Origin of the sequence: Parafrankia sp. EUN1f (assembly GCF_000177675.1) — a bacterium.
Taxonomy (GTDB): Bacteria; Actinomycetota; Actinomycetes; order Frankiales; family Frankiaceae; genus Parafrankia.
Map to the genome: position 1 here is coordinate 26879 of NZ_ADGX01000004.1, position 21949 is coordinate 48827.

Below are 21949 nucleotides of genomic sequence, written 5' to 3' on the forward strand. Positions count from 1 at the left end.
CTTCGTTCGACAAGGGGCCGTAGCTCAGACGGCAGAGCAACCGGTTGAAGCCCGGTGCGCCGAGGTTCGATCCCTCGCGGTCCCACGCTCCGAAGGCCAGGGCTAGGACGGGTTCGACCGGGCCCAAACCGAGAGGTTCCGCCCGGGACCGGGGTTCGATTCCCCGCTAGTCCACACCCACAGAGGCCCCCTAGACGGGGCATCTTTTCGTTTGGCGTTTACGCCTTCGATCGTCCACAGAAAGGCGGGCCCCCTTGGATGGCTCGCCTACCTCTGCCGCGCAGCTTTGGCATTTTGACGACGCCAGGGCGGACCGTGCACAGCGGTTCGTCGAGCGTGGGTTAGTCCACACGAAGGGTCGGCACGCCCGCCGGCCGTTCCTGCTGGAGCCCTGGCAGCGCGACGAAATCATTCGGCCGATGTTCGGCACGGTCATGTATGACCCTCAGCTCGAACAGTGGGTGAGGCAATACCGCCTGGCGTGGATCGAGCTGGGCCGGAAGAACGGCAAGAGCGAACTTCTCTCCGCCCTGGCCCTCTACTTCCTGTGTGCCGATGGCGAGGAAAGCGCCGAAGTGTACGGGGCTGCCTGCGACCGTGACCAGGCCGCGTTGGTCTACAACGTGGCGAAGCGGATGGTTGAGCTGTCGCCGGTACTGTCCAAGCGCCTCGAAGTGCTCGACTCGAAAAAGCGGATCATCGATCCGAAGACCAACTCTGTCTACCAGGTGCTTGCCGCTGACGCGGGCGGCAACCTGGGTCAGAACCCGCACGCCATCGTTTTCGACGAGGTACTGACGCAGCCTAACCGGGAACTATGGGACGCCCTGCGGACCGGCATGGGTGCCCGGTCACAGCCGATCATGATTGCGGCCACGACCGCGGGCAACACCGGTAATGACTTCTGTCTCGAAGAGCACGAGTATTCGCTGTCCGTCGCGGAGAGCCCGGATACGGACCCTCACCGCCTGGTGTTCGCGCGGAACTGCCCGACTGATTGGAACTGGGAAGACGAGGGCTCCCCGGCCGATCCTGAGACGGGCCGGCAGGCAACGGGCTGGTATCTGGCCAACCCTGCACTCGGATCGTTCCTGTCGATTCAGACGCTCCGGGCGGAGGCTGCGGAGGCGAAGCAGCGGCCTTCGGCGCAGAACGCCTTCCGGCAGTTCCGGCTGAACCAGTGGGTTTCTCAGACAATGCGGTGGCTCGACATGGCCGTGTGGGATGTGAACGCGGGCAGCGTGCCCGCCTCCGACCTGCCCACGCTTATGGAGAGCATGCCCGCGTATGCAGGGCTGGACCTTGCGTCAGCCGAAGACTTTGCCGCCTGGTGCTTAGTTTTCCCTGGCGGGGAAGACACGCCAACGGCCGTGATCTGGCGATTCTGGGTGCCGGAAACCGCCGTCGAGCGCCACCGGTCCCGGGACCGTATCCGTCTGTGGGCGGAGCAGGGTCACGTGACGATCGTCCCCGGGAACACGATCCGTTTCGACGATATCGAGACTGCGATTCACGCGGACATGGAACGGTACCGGGTTGAGAAGGTCGGTTACGACCCGTGGCAGAGTCCGCAGATTGTTCAGCGGCTCGAAGACGCGGGCGTTCTGTGCGTGAAAATTCCGCAGACGCTCATGCGACTGTCCGCGCCAACCAAGGAAATCGAACGTCTGCTCGCCGAGCGGGACCTTGCGCACGGCGGTAACCCGGTTGCCCGGTGGATGGCTGACAACGTCGAGGCCATCGCCGATGGTGAAGGGCACATCAAGCCGAGCAAGAAAAAGAGCGCTGACAAGATCGACGGCATTTCAGCCCTCGTGAACGCTCTTTTCGTCGCGCTGCTAGTCCCTGAGCCAGACCTCACCCCCGAAGTTTTCGATCTGGAGGCGTTCCTATGAGGCGTTTCGCCGCCCGTTTCTCCGTCTCCGATGGCGCTCTGGTCGTCGGCTTTGGCCTGGTCGCTTCGGGTGTCGCCCTGGTCTCGCTTCCTGCCGGTCTGATCGTGGCCGGTGTCCTGCTCTGCGTCCTGAGCGTGGCCCGGGAGGCTGCCTAGTGTTCAGCCTTTCTCGCGTTGCCCGCCGGTCTCAGGACGTCATCACGGGTAGGGACGTGTGGGGCGACAGCTTCGGCGCCTCACGGCTCACCGCGTCGGGGGCGAGAGTCACTCAGGACTCGGCGCTCCGGATGATCGCCGTGCATTTCTGTGTGAGCCTGATTGCGGATGTGATCTCGACTCTGCCGACGGAGGTTTACCGCCTGGTCGCAGGCGGGCAGGTTCAGATCAAGTCGCCTATCTGGCTTGACGAGCCGAACCCTGAAATGACTGCGGTTGATTTCTGGCATCGGGTGCTGGTCTCGCTTCTGCTCGACGGCAACGCCTTCGTGTTCATCGTCCGCGGGCCGAACGGCCAGCCTGTCTCTCTGATTCCCTTGGAACCGTCATCGGTGCAGCCGTACCGGTATAACGGGCAAATCTCCTACGTATTCGCCGGAGGGCTCCCGTTCACCCCTGACGACTTGTTCCCTGTGGGCTCGCAGATTCTCAGCCGCAATGAGATCTTGCACATCTCCGCATTCACCAGGCCGGGCGACCTTCGGGGGCTTTCGCCTATCGAGGTCGCGCGGGAGGCGATCGGCCTAGGCCTCACGTTGGAGGACTATGCCGCCCGGTTCTTCGGCCAGGGCGCCACGGTCAGCGGCGTGATTCAGAGCCCGGTGCCGATGAACGCCGATCAGGCAAAGGTCATGGCTCGCGCGTTCGCCGATCACCACTCCGGCGGGCGTAAAGCCCACCTGCCAATGATCCTGACGAACGGCTCGACGTGGCAGCAAATCACGGTGCCGAACGACCAGGCGCAGTTCCTCGACTCTCGGCGGTTCTCGAAAACGGAGATCGGAAATCTGTACCGAATTCCCGGCTACCTCCTCGATCCGCAGGTTTCCTCTACATGGGGTAGTGGCGTCGAGGAACAGAACCGAATGTTGGTCGACATCACGTTACAGCCGTGGGTTGTTCGCGTCGAGCGGGCATTCTCCCTTCGCCTTTTCCCGCGCGGTCAGAACATGCGCTTCAACCTCGACGCGCTTCTACGCGGTAGGACCCTCGACAGGTATCAGGCCCATTCAATCGGCCTGACTAGCCAGTTCCTAACCGTGAATGAGGTTCGGAGCATCGAAGACCTGCCGCCTCTGCCCGGTGGCGATGACGTCGTGAAACCGAAAGAGCCATCCCTAGTGCTCCGGCCAGGGAAGCCGCCGGCCGACGAAGACGGCCCACCGGCGGACGCCACGACCGAAGAGAGCGAATGAATGGACATTGAGCGGCGCATCATTGACGCGCACGTCGAGGTGCGGGCCGACCACGCCGGAAACAAGACGATCGAAGGCTACGCCTCCGTTTTCGATTCGCGGTCGCAGAATCTCGGCGGGTTCGTCGAGCGGGTCAGGCCGGGCGCCTTCGCGCAGAGCCTTGCCGATGGTGACGACGTCCGGGCCCTGATGAACCATGATTCGAATTTCGTGCTCGGCCGCAGAGCGTCCGGGACGCTGGAACTGGCGGAGGATTCGACCGGGCTGCACTACCGCATCACTCCGTCGAACGCGAGCTACGCAAGAGATCTTGTGATCGCGATGGAACGCGGTGACGTGAGTCAGTCGAGCTTCGGATTCATCACGAATCCGGACGGCGACGAATGGGCCTACACGGAAGACCAGTTCCCGCTTCGGTCGCTGCTCTCCGTCCGCCTGGTCGACGTCTCGCCTGTCACTTTCCCGGCCTACCTCGACACGGAATCGAAGGTGGCCGTTCGCGCGATCGAGCGTGCACAGGGAATGGTGGCGCCGGTCGTCGAGCCGGAAGACCCGAACGCGGCACTACGCCGCGCGATGTTCGGCCGCAAGTACCTCTGAGCTTTCGCTCAAACACCAAACAAACCAGGCGGACAGCGTCCGCCTTTTTTATGCCCACGTTTGGGCGAAAGGGAGACGAATGTCTCGCGAACTGATCAACGGCCTGATGACCCGCCGGGCGCAGGTGTGGGAGAGCGCAAAGGGCATCCTCGACGCCGCAGGCGACAAGGCCCTGAGTGGCGAGCAGCGCCAGGCCTTCGACCGGGCGAACGCGGAGCTTGACCAGCTCGACGCCGATATTCAGGGCTGGACCGAACGGGAGGCACGTTCCGCCCTGGTCGCCGATGCGGTGGCTGGCCTGGAACGCCAGGGCGTGACCGTCGACCGCCCGGCATCCCCGCAGGCCGTCGAGGCGGACACCCTTCGGGCCTTCGGCGCCGGTGAGCGCCGCGCCGCCGAGTTCTCCATGCGGGAGCACCGTGCGAACGAACTGTTGGTGGCCACCACCGGATCGAGCACCGGCGGGCAGACCGTCCCGACGTCGTTCGTGTCGAAGCTGATCGAATACATGACCGTCAACTCGGCTGTGCTCAAGGCCGGTCCGACGATCATCCGGACCGACAGCGGCGAGCCTCTCACCATGCCGCGGGTCTCGGCGGTCACGTCTGCCGCCGGCATCATCGCGGAGGCGGGCGCGCTGTCGAACGCGCGACCGGCGTTCGATCAGGTGACCCTGAACAGTTGGAAGTACGGCTTCCTGCGGCAGCTCTCGCCGGAGCTGGTGACCGATACCGCCATCGACCTGATCGACTTCCTTGCCCGGGACGCGGGCCGCGCGCTGGGCAACGGTCTCGGCGCCCACCTGGTGACCGGGGACGGTACCACCCAGCCGGAAGGCGTTCTGACCGCCTCGACCCTCGGCAAGACCGGCCCGACCGGGGCATCCGGTGGCGTTGGCGCGCAGAGCACCGCAGGCGCCGGATATGACGTCCTGATCGACCTCGAGTTTTCGATCATCGAGGCGTACCGCGCAAACGCGAAGTTCCTGATGCGTGACGCCACCCTCGCCGCCCTGCGGAAGGTGAAGAACGCTGACGGCGTTTACGCCTGGGCTCCGTCGGTTCAGGTGGGTCAGCCGAGCACGATTCTCGGATACCCCGTGCTGACCGACCCGAACATGCCCGCCGTGGGTCTGGGTGCCAAGAGCATTCTCTTCGGTGACTTCTCGACCTTCGCCGTGCGTCTGGTCGGCCCGGTCCGCTATGAGCGGAGCGACGATTTCGCATTCGCGAACGACCTGATCACTTACCGCGCCCTTCTGCGCGCGGACTCCGCTCAGCTCGACACCACCGGCGCCATCAAGCACTACATCGGCGGTGCTAGCTGACGCAGGCGACGGAGCCCGGGGCCAACCGGCTCCGGGCTTTCTCCTTGTCTGCGAAAGGCATCTGATGATCGTTCGAATGAAGATTGATATTTCCGGGCTCCGTGATGGTGAGCCCTGGCCTGGCTACGGCGAAACGCTGGACGTTCCGCAGGACGAGGGCCAGGCCCTGTGTCGGAAGGGTTTTGCGGAGGCGGTTGGCCTGACGCTCGAAGCCGCCCGTGAGGTTCGCATCGTCGAGCCTGAGCCGGGTGTGATGACCACTCGCCGGGGCCCTGGTCGTCCGCGTAAAAGCGCTGCCTGAGTCGAGGGGGTAGACAGTGGGTGCTCTTTCTGGCTCCGAAGCGAACAGCGTTCTGAACGCGACCACCACGGTTGCTACCTACACGGCGCCGGTCGGCCCGTTGAAGGCACGCCTGATGACCGCGAACGGTTCCGCCTCTGCCGCCGGCACTGAGGTAACCGGCGGTTCCTACACGGCGCAGACGATCGCGTTCGGGGCCGCCTCCGGCGGTGTTGCGTCGAACTCGGTAATAGTCGATTTCGCAAACATGCCGCTATGCACTGTGGTCGGCGTCGAGATCTGGGATTCGGCGGGCACGCCGCGGCGTCTTTGGTGGGGTGCGCTGAGCGCCTCCAAGTCGGTTGGTTCCGGCGACACATTCCGTTTCCAGGCCGGTTCGGTCAGCGTATCTCTGCCGTAGGGGGTTTAGGTGAATACCCTACAGCGGAAGTCTTTTGCCACCACGACCGCGGCCACTACTTTCACGGTGACGCTTGACCAGCCTTGCGCGGCCGGCTCGACGCTGGTGATTGCCACCGGCGGCCCTGCTGTGGTGACCGCGCGGGTTGGGTCGGCCGCAGGGCCGACATTCACGAAGCGGACGCAGTCACTCAACAACAACGAGATGACCGTGTCCGACTATGCCGGCACAGCCGGAGGCGAGACGGTTGTTCACGTCACCCTGTCAGGCTCCGCCCGAATGTCGGGCGAGATCTACGAATGCGTTGGGCTGGGCGCCTTCCAGTCGGGAGCCACCTACTTTTCCGCGACGGCAGGCCGGTACCCGGCAACCTCGACGCTCACCCTGGCAGGGCCCTGTGTCGTCTTCTCAGCGCTGCTGACCACCGACGCCACGGCTAACAGGCCCTGGCGTGGCCTGGAACCCGTCGGGCGCCTATACAACAACGTCCTGTACAACACCAACCTTGCGGTTGCCTACGGCGTTTCCGACGTGGCGGCAGGCACGTACACGGTTGGCTCGACGAAAATCAACGCGAGTTCGTACACGCAGATCGTTGCCGTTGCCTACAGCGACACGACGGGCGTCCCGTCGAATACGCCCTACGCGAACGCGACCGTTGCCGAGAATTCGAGGCCTCCCCGCTACTACGGGGATTGGATCGGCGCGACCACCCACGCTAATATCGCGGGCTTCGCGACAGCTCAGAGCGTCCTGCCCGGCGGCACGGTCTATTTCAAGGTCGACTCTGACAACGTCGGGTTCAACGTCGAGGTCAACCGGCTCGGCTACTACGGCAACCCGGTGCCTGGTGTGCCCGATCTCGAAGACCACGGGGCGCACCTTATGGCGACGGTCGCGGGTACGCCTGCGGTCCAGCCGACACCGAACTTCACCGCCTCGACGTTCACAACGGACTGTTCGAATTGGTCTGTGACCGCGCAGTGGTCGGTACCGGCGACGGCCAGACCGGGCGTCTACCTGGTGAACTTCCGCCGGACCGACAACTCCGCCTACGTCTCTCAGGGCATGTTTATCGTTCGCTCTCCGGCCGGTAGCACAAACCGCCTGGCGGTTGTCGTCGATGACAACACATGCCAGGCATACAACAATTTCCAGGACAGGGCGAACCCGACGGCAGGGTATTCCCTGTACGGCCAGGGCGGCACCTCCGGTCAGCGTGCCTACGCGGTCAGTTTCGAGCGTCCCTACGCGACACAGAACAACCTTGCCCGGACGTGGATTCTTGACGACGAATACAGCATTATCAACTTCCTAGAACGCAACGGGGTTGATCTCGCCTACTACTCGTCGGCTGACCTCGATGCAGATCAGAACCTGCTGATCTCTCACCGTGCGGCGCTGATGCCTGGGCATCAGGAATACGTGTCCCAAGGAATGTGGGATGCGTGGGAGGCGGCGAAGGCCGCAGGTGTTCACATGGTGTGGCTGAGCGCGAACAGTGCTCTGTGGCATGTGCGTTTCGACGCGACCCGCCGGAAGATGACCTGTTACAAGGATTCGTTCGGGGATGTGTCCGACCCGTCCGGTTGGACGGGCACATGGCGGGATTCGAGGGCAGGGAACACGGCGACTCGCCGGTCAGAATCCGGGCTGCATGGGCTCTGGTTCAAGGTCAACGGCGTCCGGTTGGACCAGGTGACGGTGCCGGACACGTTCAAAGCCTCGCCGTTCTGGCGGAGCACCACGGTAGCGTCGCTGGGCTCCGGGGCGTCGAAGACGCTGCCGGCGAACGGCCTCGGCTACGAATGGGATTTCTACCGGTCGGCCGACCCTGCCGCACCGACGAACAAGGTTTTCCTGTCGTCAACCACCATCGCCGTCACGGGCATGGTGGCAAATGACGACGGCTGGCTTTACACCCTGTCCGACACGCTGACGCACAATTTCATCCTGTGGCGCGCAGCCTCCGGCGCCCTGGTGTTCAACGCGGGCACGAACAGGTTCGGTCACGGGCTCTCGCAGTTCACCGAAGGCAACTACCTGTCGAACAAGCCCCTCGACACGGACGTTCAACAGGCGCTGATCAACCTCCTGTGCGACATGGGGGTGACGGCGGAAACCCGAATGTCGGTGCTGGTTGATCCTGCGCCTGCACAGGCGGCCACGGCCTACGGGCTGACCGTCTCGACGGTCACGGGTGACACAGCGATGACCGCGGCCTCGACGGTCACGGCGTCCGGCCGTCAGCTTGCGATCGGTTCGGCGTCGATCGCTCAGGCGTCCGCCGACGCGGCTACCGGGCTCGTGCTGGCCATAGGCGGGGGCGACCTGTCGCAGGTCGCTGCCCTGATCGCGTCAGGCGAAGTGATCCAGATTGCGCCGGCGGCATGGCGCTACTTCGAGGGGGCGGCAGGCATCAACAGCTTCGAGGGGGGTGTTTCGTGATCCGCACAGCCGTCGGTGCTGTCACCACGCATCAGGTGACCTTCTGGGGCGACGAAGACCCTGTAGACCCTGACGGGAACACGGCCACCCTCACCATCACGGACGTCGACGGGGCCGCCTCGACGTCCACCGGTATAAGAGCCTCGACGGGCGTCTACACGGCGCTACTGCCCACGTCGGTCGATCCCACGATCTACCGCCTGCGCTGGTCGGGCACGTTCACGGGCATCGAGCAGGTCATCACGGATGCCGTCGAGGTGACCGGCGCGCGCCTGTTCACCCTGGCAGACCTCCGGGCGACGGATAGCGCCTTCGGCGACCGGGACCGGTACCCGACGGCACTGCTCGAAACGGTGCGCCGGGAGACGGAAGACGAGGCTGAGCGGATCATGTCCCGGTCGTTCATCCCCCGGTACCGGGAGATCGTGACGACCGGTGGGCAGATTACTCAGCTGCTGTGGTTGGACTGCCTGCCCGTGCAGCGCATCCTGTCGGCAACGGTCGACGGCACCCCCGTGGACGTCCAGACAATTGCGGCTGACGCCCTAGGCTATGTGGCCAACTACTCGGGTTGGAGCACGGAGTTTCTCGGCAACACGATCCGGCTCGTCTACGGGGAGACGGACGTCCCGAGTGACGTCCGCAGAGCTGCACTGATCAGAGCCCGGACCCGTCTCCTCGACTTCAACAGCGGCATCCCCGATCGGGCCACGTCGTTTTCTGCCGTCGAGGGTGGAACCTACAGCCTGGCCACGCCAGGCCGCGCCGGTTTCGAGACCGGCGTCCCGGAGGTTGACGCCGTCTACAAACGGCACAGCTACACCATCGGGATTTTCTGATGACTCTGGCTGTGTATCCGACTAGCGCGCTGCCCGTGAAGACGCATTTCTTCGAGGGCCTGGCGGCCCTGCTCGACGGCAGGTCCGTCACGTGGGGTTTCCCCGGGCGGACGATCCCACGCGAGTGGGTCATGGTCGGTGAGATCACGTGGAACAGCGCGGATTGGGCGGCCCTGGGCACCAGGGCCCGTGACGAGCGCTATCAGATCAGCCTTCTGATCAACTTCAAGATTCCCGGGCAGACCTGTCGAGCCGTCGAGGAATCCGCCTTCGAGGTCTTCACCCAGATCGACGAATGGCTTCGAGCTAACCCGTTCGTCCTGTACGGCCGATCGGTTACAGCGCAGCTCCAACCGGAACGCGCGGCGTCCTACGCCTACCAGGATGGCGCGGAATGCCAGATCGAAGCACAGATTCTAGTTTCCGCCCGCCTTTAACGCCTTGCGAAGGGCATTTGCATGTCGAATCTTTTTGCCCAGCTGGGCGTTAAGAACGAATCCACCTATGGCGCCGCGGTTGCAGTTGACCGCTTTTTCGAGTTCGGTTCCGAGAGTGTCATCGGGGACTATCAGCGTATCGAGTCGGAGGCCATCCGGGCCGGCTCACGGGTGCTGCCTGCCGATCGGTGGGCGGTCAACCCGAAGGGTGCCGCCGGTGACCTGTCGTTAGAGGTGACAGGCCGGGGGTTCGGCTTCTGGCTGGCTCACATGCTCGGCACCGTCACCACGGAGGCGGACACGCCCGGGGCAGGGAAGAACACCCATACCGGCACCGTCGGCTCCCTCGACGGCCGGTCCTTCACCCTCCAGGTCGGGCGCCCGGACGTCGGGAACGTGGTCAGGCCCTACACCTACGCGGGCGGCAAGGTCGCGTCGTTCGAGATCTCCAACTCGGTTGACGGAATCTTGATGTTGAAGCTGTCCACGGACTTCGCTACCGAGACGATGCCTGTCGCCTCTCCGGCGGGCGTCTACGCCCTACAGACGGTCGCCTATCCGGCCGCGCCGAACCAGCTTCTGACCTTCGTCGGCGGGACGGTAACCGTCGCGTCCGTCGAGGTCGTGGCGTCGGAGGTCACTTTCTCGGTTGACTCCGGCCTTCGGCTGGACCGGTACGGCATCCGGTCTGCGGCCGGCAAGAGGGAGCCCCGGGAGAACGCCAGGCGCAGCATCGAGTGGGGGCTGACGGCAGAGTTTGAGGGGCTGACGCAGGTCTCGCGGGTCGCATCGGCGACCAGGTCCGGGGCCACCGCGTCGATCGTCGCCGTGTGGCAGACCCCGGACGCTGACGCCACGCTCACCGTGACGATCCCCGCGGCACGGTTCGACTCCCCATCTGCGGCGAACGTCGAGGGCGCCGAGACGTCCGATCTGAGCCTGTCCGGCATTGGCCTCGACAACGGCACCGACAGTCCCATCTCGATCAAGTATGTCACTGCCGACGCGACGCCCTGACCGATGGCAGCTCGACGTGTAGACACTCTGGCCGTTCGCGTGCCCGATCTGGGCAGCTTCCGCAGGCGGGTACGCCAGGCGGGCGCCGAACTCAAGGGTGAGCTAAAAGCCGCCAATATCGAAGTCTCGGAAATCATCGTCGAGGGGGCGAAGGCGAAGGCCTCCGGCCAGGGGAAGCAAGCCAACCGGGCAGCCTCGACGCTTAAGGCTGGCAAGTCTGCCAGCGACGCCTACGTGAATTTCGGGACGAAGCGCAAGCCATACGCCCTGGGCTCCGAGTTCGGATCGAAGCGTGACCATCCTCGCGAACTCGAATCGGGCAGGACCATGCGCGGCTGGAATCAGTTCCGGTCCTGGCGAGGCAACAAGGAAGGCGCAGGCTACTTCCTGTGGCCAACGATCCGCCAGGAAAAGACGAAGATCACGGAAACGTACCTGGCGGCCATCGACCGCATCGTGGGAATCATGGCAAGAGAGGATTAGGCGTTGGCCGTTCTTGATTTCGATCCGAAGGCAATGACAATCGGCGACCTTGAGGATTTCGAGGACATCGTTGGTGAGCCGATGCAAACCGCGCTCAGTCCGAAGCCCGTCCGGGATGCCGCAGGCGACATCGTGAGGGACGCCCGGGGCAGACCGAAGACCGCGGTTCAGCCCTCGACGAAGGCCATTAAGGCCCTGGTTTACCTTGCTGGTCGTCGGCAGAATCCCGCGTTCTCCCTCGACGACGCACGGCAGATTCGCGTGGATGAACTGCGTATTCACGCCGAGGAGCCTGCCGACCCAAAAGGCGGCAGCGCCTCCGGAGCCTAGCGGCGTTCTGCCACTTCTACGGGCTGACGCCTGACCAGGTGCGGGCTATGAGCCTTGACGACTATGTGGCGTTCGCCGAGTACCGCCGTGAGGTGATCGAGGCAGAGAACAGGAGGCGGTGACCCGTGGGAGACCAGACTAGAACCCTACGGGTCACCATTGTTGGCGACGCAAAGAACGTCAAGGAATCCGGGGCGCAGGCAGAAAACGCCCTTTCGGACGTTGGTGACGCCGCAGACGAGGCTAGCCGGCGAGCAGGTGATGCCTTCTCAGGTATCGGCACCCTGGCAGTTGCAGGCCTGGCCGCAGCTGCCGGGCAGGTGTCCGGGTTGATCGCTGACGCGATCGACCAAGAGGGCGTCATTGATCGGATGAACGCTCAGCTTGGGGCAACCGGCGAGTTCGCGCAGAGCATGGGGAGCGCCGCCGGCAACCTGTACGCCGACGGGTTCGGGGAGTCGATTCAGGACACCGCGGATGCGGTCAAGGCTGTGTGGCAGAACGGGCTGATTCCGGAGGACGCTGCCGATGCGGATATCGAGCGGGTAGCCGGGAAGCTGACGGATTTCGCCTCCGTCTTCGAGCAGGACACGGCCACCGTGTCCGGCGCCGTGTCGACCATGCTTAAGACCGGTCTCGCGAAGAGCGCGGATGAGGCGTTCGACCTTCTGACCAGGGGCATGCAGCAGGGCGTCAATAAGGCCGATGATCTTATGGATACCTTCACTGAGTATCCAACGATCTTCCGAGCTCTGGGCCTTTCCGGGCAGGAAACGATGGGTCTCCTATCTCAGGGCCTTAAGGCTGGTGCCCGCGACTCTGACACGGTCGCGGACGCGCTCAAAGAGACCACGCTGATGTTGCAGGGGATGGGGCAGCCGACCGTGGACGCGGTCAAGGCGCTAGGCCTCGACTCGAAGACGGTTCAGGACGCCATCAACGCGGGCGGGCAGACCGCGCATGACACCCTCGGCGAGCTAATCAAGCGCCTAGGCGACGTGAAGGACCCCACCCAGAAGGCGCAGATCGAGCTAGGCCTTTTCGGCACGAAGGCGGAAGACCTACAGGGAGCGCTCGACGGGCTCGATCTGTCGACGGCCACCCGCGAACTCGGCGATACCGCAGGCGCCATGGAACAGGTCAACACCACCCTGAACGACAACGCGGGTGCAAGACTCGAAACCTTTAAGCGTCAGGTCATGTCCACGTTCGTGGATGTCGTCGGAAACAAGATCGTACCGGTGATCGAGCGCAGGCTGATTCCCGCACTGACCGGGTTCGCGACCTGGGTTCAGAACAATCAGGGCCCGCTAAAGGTCATCGCCGTGATCCTGACCGCGCTGCTGATTCCGGCGCTGATCAGCGCCGGTGTGCAGGCGACGATTTCCGCAGCGAAGCAGGTTGCGGCGTGGGTGTCAGCTCAGGCGTCGGCAATCGCCTCCGCAGCCTCCCAAGTCGGAGCCCTGGTCATGATGGGGGCCCGGTGGGTTTGGGCCGGCTTACAGGCTCTGGCCAGCGGCGCGCAGATGGCCGCAGCCTGGCTAATCGCCATCGGGCCGGTAGCGATCGTCATAGCAGTCATAGCCGGTCTCGTGTTCCTGGTCATCAAATACTGGGATCAAATTTGGGGCGCCACGGTCGCCGTGTGGAACTCGGTAACCGGGTTCATCGTCGGCGCGGCTCAGGGCGTGGTCGACTGGGTGCGGGACCATTGGAAGCTGATACTCGGCTTCCTCACCGGACCAATTGGCGCAGCCGTGATCGCCATCGCCACGCATTGGACCAGCATAAAGAATGGTGGCCTCGCCGTTCTGTCCTGGTTCCAGGGTTTGCCAGCGTCGCTGACGTCGGCCCTTGCCACCGTCGCGTCAATTTTGCTCGCGCCTTTCAAGGCTGGATTTAACGCCATCGCTAAGGCGTGGAATTCGAGCGTTGGCGAGATTTCCTTTAAGGCGCCCGGATGGGTTCCCGGAATCGGTGGCAAGGGCTTCTCTGTGCCTCAGATTCCGATGCTCGCCGAAGGCGGGGTTATCCAGCGGGCCGGTCTCGCGGTCGTGGGTGACGGCGGGGAGCCGGAGATTGTCAGCCTGAGCCGTGGTGCGCAGGTGACCCCCCTTTCGAAGGTGCCCGCCTCCGGCGGCAGGGCAATCCACGTGTCGATTCAGGCCGGGTCGGTCATCGCCGAAAGGGACCTTACAGACAAGGTCCGGACGGCCGTCCGTGAGGCTCTGCGCCGCGAAGGCCGTGAACTAACTGTGTGAGGGATTTCCTTGGTTGCTATCACTCTCCCCGTGATCGGGGGCTCGTTCAACACGTGGGGCACGGAGAACAACACCGCGCTTACCGGCCTGGCGAACGCCGTGACGGCCCTCGAAGACCTGTCCGAAACCCCCGGTAACGTGGTGTCGTTCGGCGCCGTGGGTGATGGGGTGGCGGACGACACCGCGGCTATTCAGGCTGCGCTCGACGTCACCCGATTACTCTACTTCCCGCCTGGCACCTACAAGATTTCAGCGGCGCTGAACGTCCCCAACAACACCAGGATCTACGGCTCCGGGTTCCGAACCACCACTATCCGCCAGGTGACCGCGAACACGCAGTGTTTCATCCTGGCGACCGGTGGGGACGGTTTCCAGATCACCGATATGGCGCTGACCACGCCTACGTTGCAGCCGAATTCGGCGACGAACAGCAACGCTATCGAGTTCTCCAACTGCTTCATGAGCCTGTTCGCTCGGCTGCACATCTCGAAGTTCGCGACCGCGATCAACCTTACGACGGGATTCTTTGCGTCGTGCGGGTTTCAGGATATCGAGGTCAACGGCTACAGCCGTTATGCGTTCGATCTGTCCGCGACGTCGGCCGTGTCCACTGGATCGACGTTCCAGAACATCTACATTCACAACAACGTGTCCGGCTACCTGGTGCGGGATACCGCCTATGCGGCTATCTACCTCCAGAACTTTTCGGATGGCCTGCTGGCTCAGGTCAACATCGAGCACGGGAAGTTCTCCGGCTCGGCGCTGATTCTGGCCGGCTGTGAGAACCCTACGATCGTGGGCTTGCATTTCGAGGGCTGCGAACCAACCGGCGCCTACGAAGGCATGATCACAGTTCTTGACCAGTCAGCCCCGATGATTTTCGGGTTGCAGGTACAGAACTGCTTCATCTACTCGACGAACCTTTCAAACGCGCCGTTCGCCTGCGTCAAGATCGAGGACAACTGCCGGCTGACCGTGTTCGGATGGGTGGTCCGAAACAATACGGTGACCAACTCGCAGTTCACCAACCTGTACAACCCGGTGAACATCGACAACGCGATGATCTACGTGCAGGGGTATCGAGCCGGAACGTCGAACGGCATCACCGGCCGGCGGGCCGGTGCGACCTCGAAGCAACCCATTCGATGGTGGGACACCTACGCGGACACGCTTCGGGTCGGCTCGGCAGCCGATCCGGCTGACGGCCTGGTCGGCATCGCCATTGCCAACGGCACCGCGGCCCCCTCGACGAACCCCGCGAACGGCGGGTTCCTCTACGTCGAGGCGGGAGCCCTGAAGTGGCGCGGCAGCGCCGGCACCGTGACCACGATCGCTCCGGCCTAGGGGGTAGCTCATGGCCCTAGGTGGCTACGGCACCGGCTACTACGGCCAGGGGTATTACGGCGTAGACGATGACATCCCGATCGAGCTTGCCGAGACCCGCGGTGCTGTCTGCATTGTCGAGATTCAGGTTGCCGCAGTCTCGACGGATAGCCCGTACTTCACCCTGGGCTCTGATGCCCTGGGCACGGGCGTCCTGGGCCCGGACGGAGGCGAGTGGCTCGACATCTCAGAGCACGTCGTCGAGCTGTCCACGGCCGCCGGCCGGTCGTCCGAGCTTGACCCTGTGGACGTCGGAAAGGCGACCTTGGTTCTGGACAACGCGGATGGTCAGGTTGACCCCCTGTTCTCGCCGCTACAGGCCTACCTGCGTGCAGGCAACCCGATCCGCATCCGCGGTGAGGTCGCAGGGGAAGACTTCCCGATCTGGTTCGGCACCATCGAAGATGTCGACTTCGAGCTTGGCTACTCGCCCACGGTCACGCTGTCCTGCGTCGACCTCCTTGCCGCCCTGGGCGGCGCCGAACTGGCGGAGCTGCCGGCGGCGCAGTATGAGAGTGACCTGCCAGGCGCGCGCCTGGCCCGCGTGCTCGACGTCGTCGGGTTCGACCTGTCCCGAGCGGAGCTTGCCGCAGGCTCCGCTGTCCTGGCCTCCACGGTTTGGGGCGAGGCTGCCCTAGCCACGGCGCAGAAGATCGCGATGACAGAGGATGGGCTTCTGTTCCCGTCCGCGTACGGCACCCTCGTGTTCTACGGGCGCGACGCGCTGCTGACACGGCCCCGGTCCGTCACGGCACAGGCGTACTTCTCTGACCTGCCAGGCGTTGCGAAAATCGAGTATGAGGCGCTCCGGGCCACCTACAGCCTTCGGACGGTGTGGAACGACTGGACGGTGAAAATCCCGTCCGGTGTCGAGGTCAACCAGTACGATCAGGCGTCGATCGACCGGAACCGGCGCCGGTCACAGTCGAGGGAGACGTATCACCTCGACGACTCAGGGGCCACGGGGCTTGCCGCCCGCCTGGTGCGCTATTTCAAAGACCTGACGCTCCGCTTCGAGTCGATCTCTACGAACGTTGCAGGTCAGCCTGATCAGGCGGCCCTGATTCTCGGCCTGACCATGTGGGACATGGCGCACGTCGCCCGGCACTATGTTGCCGGCACTGTCTCCCAACAGGCAGTGGTTCAGGGTATTAGCCATCGGGTCACGCGCGACTCATGGACGTGTGAATTCAATCTGACGACCGTTCCGACGCCTGCGGAGATGTTCCGTTTGGGCTCCGGCCGTCTCGACGTCAACGCACTCGGATAAGGGAGGGTCATGCCCCGGAAGACGTGGGCCAACGGGGATATTCTCTCGGCGGCTGACATGAACACGTACGTGCGTGATCAGACGGTCATCACCTGCACGTCCACGACTCGCCCGACGGGTATCCCGACGGGCACTCTGATCTATGAGACGAACACCGGCGCCGTTATGAAGTACAACGGAACGTCCTGGGTGATGTTCAACGCGACGCTTACCAGGTTCACCTACGATTTCGCCGCAGATGTTACGAAGGCGTCGGGCACGTCGGGCACCTACCTCGACTCTTCGGCGATCGTGACCACGGGCCCGTCAATTATCGAGGTGTTTGCTACGTGTTCTGTCCGGGCTGCCACGGCAGGCCAGGCGATTTATGCCTCTCTCGGTTTAGAGGTGCCGTCGGGCACGTCGGTCCGAACGGTGCCTTCCGAAGGTGGGACGTCGGATGGCAACTCGATTCAAAAGCTGTCCCTGTATTTCAAGTGGTATGCGTCGAGCGCGGGAACGCAGACGTACAAGCTGACACAGGGTGTGGGTGGCGCATCCGGCTCGGTGGTTTTCTCCCGGTTCCAGTCTGATGCGTGGGTTACCAGGTCGTGACGACTCTGGAGATTGTGCTAACGACCGGGGCGGCGGCAACGGCCGTTGCCGCTATCGCCACCCTGGTCGGGAAGCTGTGGCGTGGCGCTCGACGGTTCTTCGATTTCGTTGACCGTGTCGAGGACAGAACCCGTCAGCTCGAAAACAACGGTGGCGGTTCTATGAAGGATCGCGTCGAGCGAATGCAGGAAACCCTAGATCAGGTGGTTGAGCGGCTCGACGCCATCGAACGGCGTCAGCGCCGGAGGCGGAGGTAACACGATGGCAGATCTTTGGCTTCCTGGTGCTCAGCGTGTCGACCGGTCGTCACAGGGCCTGGCCATGCTCGGCGGGCCCGCGGTGGCCGTGTGGCACTCCACAGAGACTGATCAAGGTACCGCCGGCGGGGTTGCCCGCGGCGCCAACATGGCGAAGTGGCCCGCTCACATCGTCTGGGATCCGTTCTCTGGCGAGACGTACCAGCTCCTACCCGCGAACGTCGGCGGGCGCGCCCTGGTCTCGGGCAACCGTGAGGGCCGCGTTGTGATCCAGATCGAGGCGGTTGGCAGGGCGGAGCGTGCTCCGCTCCGGGACTCGCCGATGGTGGGGATTGACCGGATTCTGTCCTGGCTTGACAGCTGGGGTGTGCCGCGCGTCTGGCCCGCTGGCAGCCCGAAGGCCTACCCGTCGAGCTACGGCCTGAACAACGGGCAGCGTGGCGCGTGGGGCAGGTCCGGGCACTTCGGGCACTCGCAGGTGCCCGGGAACGACCACGGCGACCCTGGCCTGATCGACGCCTCGAAGTGGGGCTCTGTCGCCCCCGCCTCGACGGGGGCCACGTACGACGAACCCCCGATGGCCTACACCCTGTGGGAAGGCGCTAAGGACCCCGTGCAGGGAAAGTATTCGTTCGTGCACTGGGTACAGGCGCGTTTGATCCACCACACGTTGCGGATCACTGTGGATGGCGATTTCGGCGCGAAGACCACGGAGGCGGTCAAGACGTTCCAGGTGTCCCGGGGTTTGAAGCCTGACGGCGTTTTCGGGCCCGTCACACACTCGTACCTGCGGTAACGGCAAGGGCGGCCCTCGACGGGGCCGCCCTTCGGCCGGTCACACCGGCTCGACTTCGGCCAGGGCCGCGCGGCCGGCATCTGTGGCGTGCCACGCCCGGCCATCGAAGGTGACCAGGCGCAGCATGGCCAACCCGAAGAGCGCGCCACGGGTGATGTCGAACATGGCCGGGCGCACCACGCCGTGCCTGGCGAAGACCGTCAGCGCGTAGGCCTCGTCTTCGGTCAGCGTGACCGCCTCGACGGGTGCAGCCTGCGCCCCGCTACAGGGCAGGCAGGCGAACACCTGGCCAACCGGTGAGGAGCCGACCGGCCGGGACACGGTCCCGGGGGTCGTGAGATCGGTTCCGCAGTTCACGCAGTCGTACCCGCCCGCCTGGCGTGCGCTCAGGACCACCACCGTCGGCCGGTCGTCCGCCGGTCGCACCTCGACGCCGTAGGCGCCCGCCAAGGCCTGCCATCCGGCGTCCGTCAGGGCCAGCGTGGAGACCTCCAACGCGCCAATGGTGCGGACGTCTACCCGCGTCACCAGGCCCCGGGAAATGAGCGCGTTCATGGTCCCGCCACGCAGGCGGTTGTGTGAGCCGCTGTCCGCGTAGAACTCGGTGCGGGCGTCAGGGTGAATGGTGCCGAACACCTGCTCGCGGGTGTGTGCGTACCCGCGAGCGACCACAAGCAGCGCCTCGAACATCTTCTCTGTCATCATCGCGGCCATTTCTGCAACCTCCCTGTTGGCGTTCGCCGACGGTACCAAAGTACACCATCGATCGTCCATACCAATTTGGAGATGCCATGCTGCGAAGCCTGTATGACTATGCGCTCGACTACGTCCGGCGTGAGCCGGTCAGGGTGAGCGTCGCCGTGGGCGCCGCGGTCACATGGGTGTCCGGGTTCCTGATCTCGCACGGCATCGCCGTGTCGGACTCTCTGCTCGCCGCAGTTGGCGGCGTTGTGGTCTTCGTGCTGGGTGAGCTTGCCAGGACGAAGGTTTCCCCGTTTTCGAAGGACGGTGATAGCGACGGGTAGGCACTCGGCACCCCCACGGATCGGACCGTCTCGCACGGCCGCTGTCGGCATGACCCTTGCCGCCACGGCGGCGGTTCCCGCGTCACCTGCTCAGGCCGCGGTTCCGGCACCGCCGGTCCGCCTGGCCGTCGAGGTCGGCGCCACCACGGATACGGTCCCGGTGTACGTCGAGCCTCCGACTGTGCCGGTGGTGCGCCCTTCGAAGGCGCCCGTCGTCGAGCCTGAGCCTGAGCCGACGGAAAATCCTGCCCCCACCCAGCCACCCGCACCCGCCGTCGATGTGGCCCCTGTGACGACCGACAATGCACCGGCACCCACTGTCGAGCCTGAGCCGGTCGTGTCCACGGATGACGGCCTGGCGTCGCGGGTTCTGGCCCTGGTTGCCCAGTTCGAGGGCACGCCGTACGTGTACGGCGGGGAGAGCCCCGGGGGGTTCGACTGCTCAGGGCTCGTTCAGTACGTCTTCGGCCTGGCCGGTGTGACCCTGCCCCGGACGACACAGCAGCAGTACGACGCCAGCACCAAAATCCCCTGGTCGGAGATCAGGCCTGGTGACCTGGTGTTCTTCGGCTCGACGAACGCCATCTACCACGTCGGCATCTACGCCGGGGATGGGACGATGTGGGCGGCCCCACGGCCGGGGAAGACGGTGCAGCTGCAAAAGATCTGGTCGACGAACGTGCACGCTGGACGGTTCTAGAGACACGAACGGGCACCCCTTCGGGGGTGCCCGTTTTTTGTGCCCAGATGTGGGCGACTCCTCTACGGGCGTAGCCCCATGTCGGTTGCGAGATCTGCTAGCCCGTTCTCCCTGGCCGTGCGGACCGGTACAACGTCCAGCAGGTCACGGACCACTCGGCGACCAAGACGCTGGTGTTTCAGCCACTCGGGTGCGAGTGACCGCGCTGAGCCAAGGGTTGTCATCGCGCCCGTGTAGTCCCTCAAAGCAACCTGAGACTCTGCCATGGTCAGTAGGTGACGCTTTCCGGGGGTGCCCCGTAGCTGGACCGCACGACCGATGCGGAGCGCCGTTTCGGGGTCGCCCATCACGATTGCATTTTCGGATTCGGCGACGGCGATATGCGCCGGACCGAACCGCTTCCGGTAAACCAGGTCGCCACCCAGCCGGTAGGCAACCGCGCGGGCGAGCGATACCGCCTCCTCGGCCGTGGAAGTGTCGGCATCCCTGCTTGCGGCGGCTGACGCCTGCACGCACAACCGGCCGTAGACGTCGAGCCGGTCCCGGTCGGTGCTGGATATCGGAGGTTCGATCATCTGGGCAAGATGTAGTGACGACGTTGCCGCATCGGCGAACCGAGCATGAAGGATCATGATCCATGGGGCATGCTCGCCGCAGCGAGCATAGAGCACCGGATCACTTGCGCGCTCCGCGTGGATTAGGGAGCGCTGGACCGCATCCCGAGCCAGATCGTCATGGCGGATTTGGATCAAAACCCCCGAAAGGGTTCGATAGGCGAGAGCCGCTATCCGTGACGCTTCGGACGACGGATTGTCTCGTACGTGACGCTCTACGGCCGGAAGTAGTTCCGTCAGGTCAGCGAGGGTCACATGGTAGTCGCCGCTGTCGTACCCTGCCCGTACACGGTCAATTCGCACCTGTAGATCTTCTGTCGTTGAAGGGGCTCCGTCCGGTATTCCGTCCGTCCCGAACGCGGGAAAGAGGATTCGTCGGACGTCGAGCAAGGTAGCCGTGTCGCCATTGTCGAAATGATCGAGTTCCGTATCCTGACTGAGCAGGTCGGACGTTCTCACGTCCAGCGCGCGAGCAAGCGCGCCGAGCGTGCGCAGCTGAGCGCCGCTCCGCCGGCCCTGCTCAAGCCTGCGGATGACATCCGCGCTGACGCCGGACCGCTCCGCTAGCTCTTCCTGGGTCATGTTCCGTCGTCTGCGGACTTGCGCAAGTCGTGTGCCGACGTCATCCATGGGATCCCCTCTCCAATAACAAGGGTACGCACGCCCGCACGAGGTAGGGCGCCATGGCCTAGTTGCGCCAAGTGGTCTCGGCAGCAAGGGGACCGTGTGGCCGTTCCGTCACGCTTGGTGGCCTGTCAGGGTCTGATCAGGGCGCACCGGAGCTTGGGGAAGCAACGTGCGATCGGTGCGCCCACCTAGACACCCCTGGGCACACTGCCGCCGCCGACGCCGGTGTGCCCGGGGGCCCTACAGCGGGGAGGGTGACGGGTGCCGTACGTGCGCGTGAGCAGGGGGTCGGAGGGTAGACCAGAGATCACCTTCCTTGCCTGGCCGCAAGTCATGGCCATGGGCATTGAGAAACTCGTCGCCGAAGCCATATCGGAGCCCGGGGTGCGCTCCGTCGAGCTGACAGACGACGCAGGCTCTCGGATCATGACCAGAGAGAAGCCCATCGCCGGAAGCGCGGTACGCCGCGAACGCGCCTTCCTCGGAAGGCACGCCATGCCGGCGGCACCGGACCGCCCATGATGGTCATCCTGACGTACCTGGACAGTCGAGAGCCGACGTCGACGATGGTCAGCTCTGACGTGCTCCGCCACGCAGACCTGCCGGCACTAGCAAGCCGCCTAGTCAGCTCACTACCCCGGGCTGCGCGGGTCCGCATCCTCGACGCCAACGGCGAACCCCTGGCCGACACAGGCGGCGTGCCATGCCCTACCTGAACATCGTGGGCGCCCCCGGCACGGCCGGGGCCATCTTCTACGTCCCCGCCTGGCGGACGACGCGGGATGTCGACCTGCCGGACGTCGTCCGTCGGGCCCTGGCGGAAGACCCGACCGTGACCCGCGTCGAGATCCTCTCTGACAGCTACGGCCTTACCGAGACGGTCACCCGTGACGGCGAACGGTAGTCGGATGCGCCAGGACAGTCCGACCGGGGC

25 protein-coding genes and 1 tRNA gene are annotated in these 21949 nt (G+C 64.5%); 24 read left to right on the forward strand and 2 right to left on the reverse strand.

Features of this window, described 5'->3' with window-relative positions; genetic code table 11:
• Positions 1 to 13 precede the first annotated feature (13 nt).
• The 20 genes from FREUN1FDRAFT_RS01695 (at position 14) to FREUN1FDRAFT_RS44875 (ending at position 18049) form a co-directional block, all read left to right on the forward strand.
• Positions 14 to 85, forward strand: a tRNA-Phe gene (locus FREUN1FDRAFT_RS01695).
• Positions 86 to 254: 169 nt separating this feature from the next.
• Positions 255 to 1895 carry a terminase large subunit gene (locus tag FREUN1FDRAFT_RS01700; protein ID WP_006538191.1) on the forward strand — a complete coding sequence of 547 codons (1641 nt, stop codon included), beginning with the start codon at positions 255 to 257 and terminating at the stop codon, positions 1893 to 1895.
• Entirely contained in the window at positions 1892 to 2050 is a 159-nt protein-coding gene (locus FREUN1FDRAFT_RS44865; RefSeq protein ID WP_006538192.1) for a hypothetical protein, read from the forward strand. Before FREUN1FDRAFT_RS01700 ends, FREUN1FDRAFT_RS44865 begins: the two co-directional genes overlap by 4 nt.
• Positions 2051 to 2106: 56 nt before the next feature.
• A complete protein-coding gene (locus tag FREUN1FDRAFT_RS01705) occupies positions 2107 to 3306 on the forward strand; it encodes a phage portal protein (protein ID WP_157474197.1) in 1200 nt (399 codons plus the stop codon).
• Positions 3307 to 3906, forward strand: coding sequence for an HK97 family phage prohead protease (locus FREUN1FDRAFT_RS01710; protein WP_006538194.1), 600 nt, complete (start codon positions 3307 to 3309; stop codon positions 3904 to 3906).
• A 79-nt stretch (positions 3907 to 3985) separates the two neighbouring features.
• Positions 3986 to 5233 carry a phage major capsid protein gene (locus FREUN1FDRAFT_RS39355; protein ID WP_006538195.1) on the forward strand — a complete coding sequence of 416 codons (1248 nt, stop codon included), beginning with the start codon at positions 3986 to 3988 and terminating at the stop codon, positions 5231 to 5233.
• A gap of 76 nt (positions 5234 to 5309) precedes the next feature.
• Positions 5310 to 5534, forward strand: a complete 225-nt coding sequence (locus FREUN1FDRAFT_RS43340; protein ID WP_157474198.1) for a hypothetical protein — start codon at positions 5310 to 5312, stop codon at positions 5532 to 5534.
• 16 nt (positions 5535 to 5550) lie between these two features.
• Positions 5551 to 5934, forward strand: a complete 384-nt coding sequence (locus FREUN1FDRAFT_RS01720) for a hypothetical protein (protein ID WP_006538197.1) — start codon at positions 5551 to 5553, stop codon at positions 5932 to 5934.
• A gap of 9 nt (positions 5935 to 5943) precedes the next feature.
• A complete protein-coding gene (locus tag FREUN1FDRAFT_RS01725; protein ID WP_006538198.1) occupies positions 5944 to 8382 on the forward strand; it encodes a N,N-dimethylformamidase beta subunit family domain-containing protein in 2439 nt (812 codons plus the stop codon).
• Positions 8379 to 9221 (forward strand): hypothetical protein, encoded by an 843-nt coding sequence (locus FREUN1FDRAFT_RS01730; protein WP_006538199.1) that lies wholly within the window; start codon positions 8379 to 8381, stop codon positions 9219 to 9221. Before FREUN1FDRAFT_RS01725 ends, FREUN1FDRAFT_RS01730 begins: the two co-directional genes overlap by 4 nt.
• On the forward strand, positions 9221 to 9658 hold the full coding sequence (locus FREUN1FDRAFT_RS01735; protein WP_006538200.1) for a hypothetical protein: 438 nt from the start codon (positions 9221 to 9223) through the stop codon (positions 9656 to 9658). Before FREUN1FDRAFT_RS01730 ends, FREUN1FDRAFT_RS01735 begins: the two co-directional genes overlap by 1 nt.
• 21 nt (positions 9659 to 9679) lie before the next feature.
• Positions 9680 to 10675, forward strand: a complete 996-nt coding sequence (locus FREUN1FDRAFT_RS01740) for a phage tail tube protein (RefSeq protein WP_006538201.1) — start codon at positions 9680 to 9682, stop codon at positions 10673 to 10675.
• Between the two features lie 39 nt (positions 10676 to 10714).
• On the forward strand, positions 10715 to 11158 hold the full coding sequence (locus tag FREUN1FDRAFT_RS01745; protein WP_006538202.1) for a hypothetical protein: 444 nt from the start codon (positions 10715 to 10717) through the stop codon (positions 11156 to 11158).
• A gap of 3 nt (positions 11159 to 11161) precedes the next feature.
• Positions 11162 to 11488 carry a hypothetical protein gene (locus tag FREUN1FDRAFT_RS01750; protein WP_006538203.1) on the forward strand — a complete coding sequence of 109 codons (327 nt, stop codon included), beginning with the start codon at positions 11162 to 11164 and terminating at the stop codon, positions 11486 to 11488.
• Between the two features lie 125 nt (positions 11489 to 11613).
• Entirely contained in the window at positions 11614 to 13749 is a 2136-nt protein-coding gene (locus FREUN1FDRAFT_RS39360) for a phage tail tape measure protein (protein WP_006538204.1), read from the forward strand.
• A 9-nt stretch (positions 13750 to 13758) separates the two neighbouring features.
• The gene (locus FREUN1FDRAFT_RS44870) at positions 13759 to 15093 is read left to right on the forward strand and encodes a glycosyl hydrolase family 28-related protein (RefSeq protein WP_006538205.1); all 1335 of its coding nucleotides are present in this window, start codon (positions 13759 to 13761) and stop codon (positions 15091 to 15093) included.
• 10 nt (positions 15094 to 15103) lie between these two features.
• The gene (locus tag FREUN1FDRAFT_RS01765) at positions 15104 to 16402 is read left to right on the forward strand and encodes a hypothetical protein (protein ID WP_006538206.1); all 1299 of its coding nucleotides are present in this window, start codon (positions 15104 to 15106) and stop codon (positions 16400 to 16402) included.
• A 9-nt stretch (positions 16403 to 16411) separates the two neighbouring features.
• Entirely contained in the window at positions 16412 to 16996 is a 585-nt protein-coding gene (locus FREUN1FDRAFT_RS01770) for a hypothetical protein (protein ID WP_006538207.1), read from the forward strand.
• Entirely contained in the window at positions 16993 to 17253 is a 261-nt protein-coding gene (locus tag FREUN1FDRAFT_RS01775) for a hypothetical protein (protein ID WP_157474199.1), read from the forward strand. The genes FREUN1FDRAFT_RS01770 and FREUN1FDRAFT_RS01775 overlap by 4 nt, the downstream gene beginning before the upstream one ends.
• A 4-nt stretch (positions 17254 to 17257) precedes the next feature.
• Entirely contained in the window at positions 17258 to 18049 is a 792-nt protein-coding gene (locus FREUN1FDRAFT_RS44875) for a peptidoglycan-binding protein (protein WP_006538208.1), read from the forward strand.
• A gap of 39 nt (positions 18050 to 18088) precedes the next feature.
• Here FREUN1FDRAFT_RS44875 and FREUN1FDRAFT_RS01785 read toward each other — a convergent pair whose 3' ends face one another.
• Entirely contained in the window at positions 18089 to 18763 is a 675-nt protein-coding gene (locus tag FREUN1FDRAFT_RS01785) for a hypothetical protein (RefSeq protein WP_006538209.1), read from the reverse strand.
• A 77-nt stretch (positions 18764 to 18840) separates the two neighbouring features.
• On the opposite strand from FREUN1FDRAFT_RS01785, the gene FREUN1FDRAFT_RS01790 reads away from it, so the two are divergent.
• Positions 18841 to 19074 carry a hypothetical protein gene (locus FREUN1FDRAFT_RS01790; protein ID WP_006538210.1) on the forward strand — a complete coding sequence of 78 codons (234 nt, stop codon included), beginning with the start codon at positions 18841 to 18843 and terminating at the stop codon, positions 19072 to 19074.
• 289 nt (positions 19075 to 19363) lie between these two features.
• Positions 19364 to 19774, forward strand: coding sequence for a C40 family peptidase (locus FREUN1FDRAFT_RS45765; RefSeq protein ID WP_232294997.1), 411 nt, complete (start codon positions 19364 to 19366; stop codon positions 19772 to 19774).
• A gap of 62 nt (positions 19775 to 19836) precedes the next feature.
• Here the strand turns inward: FREUN1FDRAFT_RS45765 and FREUN1FDRAFT_RS40895 are convergent, their stop codons facing one another.
• Positions 19837 to 21018 carry a helix-turn-helix domain-containing protein gene (locus FREUN1FDRAFT_RS40895; protein ID WP_006538212.1) on the reverse strand — a complete coding sequence of 394 codons (1182 nt, stop codon included), beginning with the start codon at positions 21016 to 21018 and terminating at the stop codon, positions 19837 to 19839.
• Positions 21019 to 21276: 258 nt separating this feature from the next.
• On the opposite strand from FREUN1FDRAFT_RS40895, the gene FREUN1FDRAFT_RS01805 reads away from it, so the two are divergent.
• Both FREUN1FDRAFT_RS01805 and FREUN1FDRAFT_RS01810 read left to right on the forward strand, forming a co-directional pair.
• Positions 21277 to 21537: a hypothetical protein gene (locus FREUN1FDRAFT_RS01805; protein WP_006538213.1), complete on the forward strand. Its 261-nt coding sequence runs from the start codon at positions 21277 to 21279 to the stop codon at positions 21535 to 21537.
• A gap of 181 nt (positions 21538 to 21718) precedes the next feature.
• The gene (locus FREUN1FDRAFT_RS01810; RefSeq protein ID WP_006538215.1) at positions 21719 to 21919 is read left to right on the forward strand and encodes a hypothetical protein; all 201 of its coding nucleotides are present in this window, start codon (positions 21719 to 21721) and stop codon (positions 21917 to 21919) included.
• The last annotated feature ends 30 nt before the right edge of the window (positions 21920 to 21949 follow it).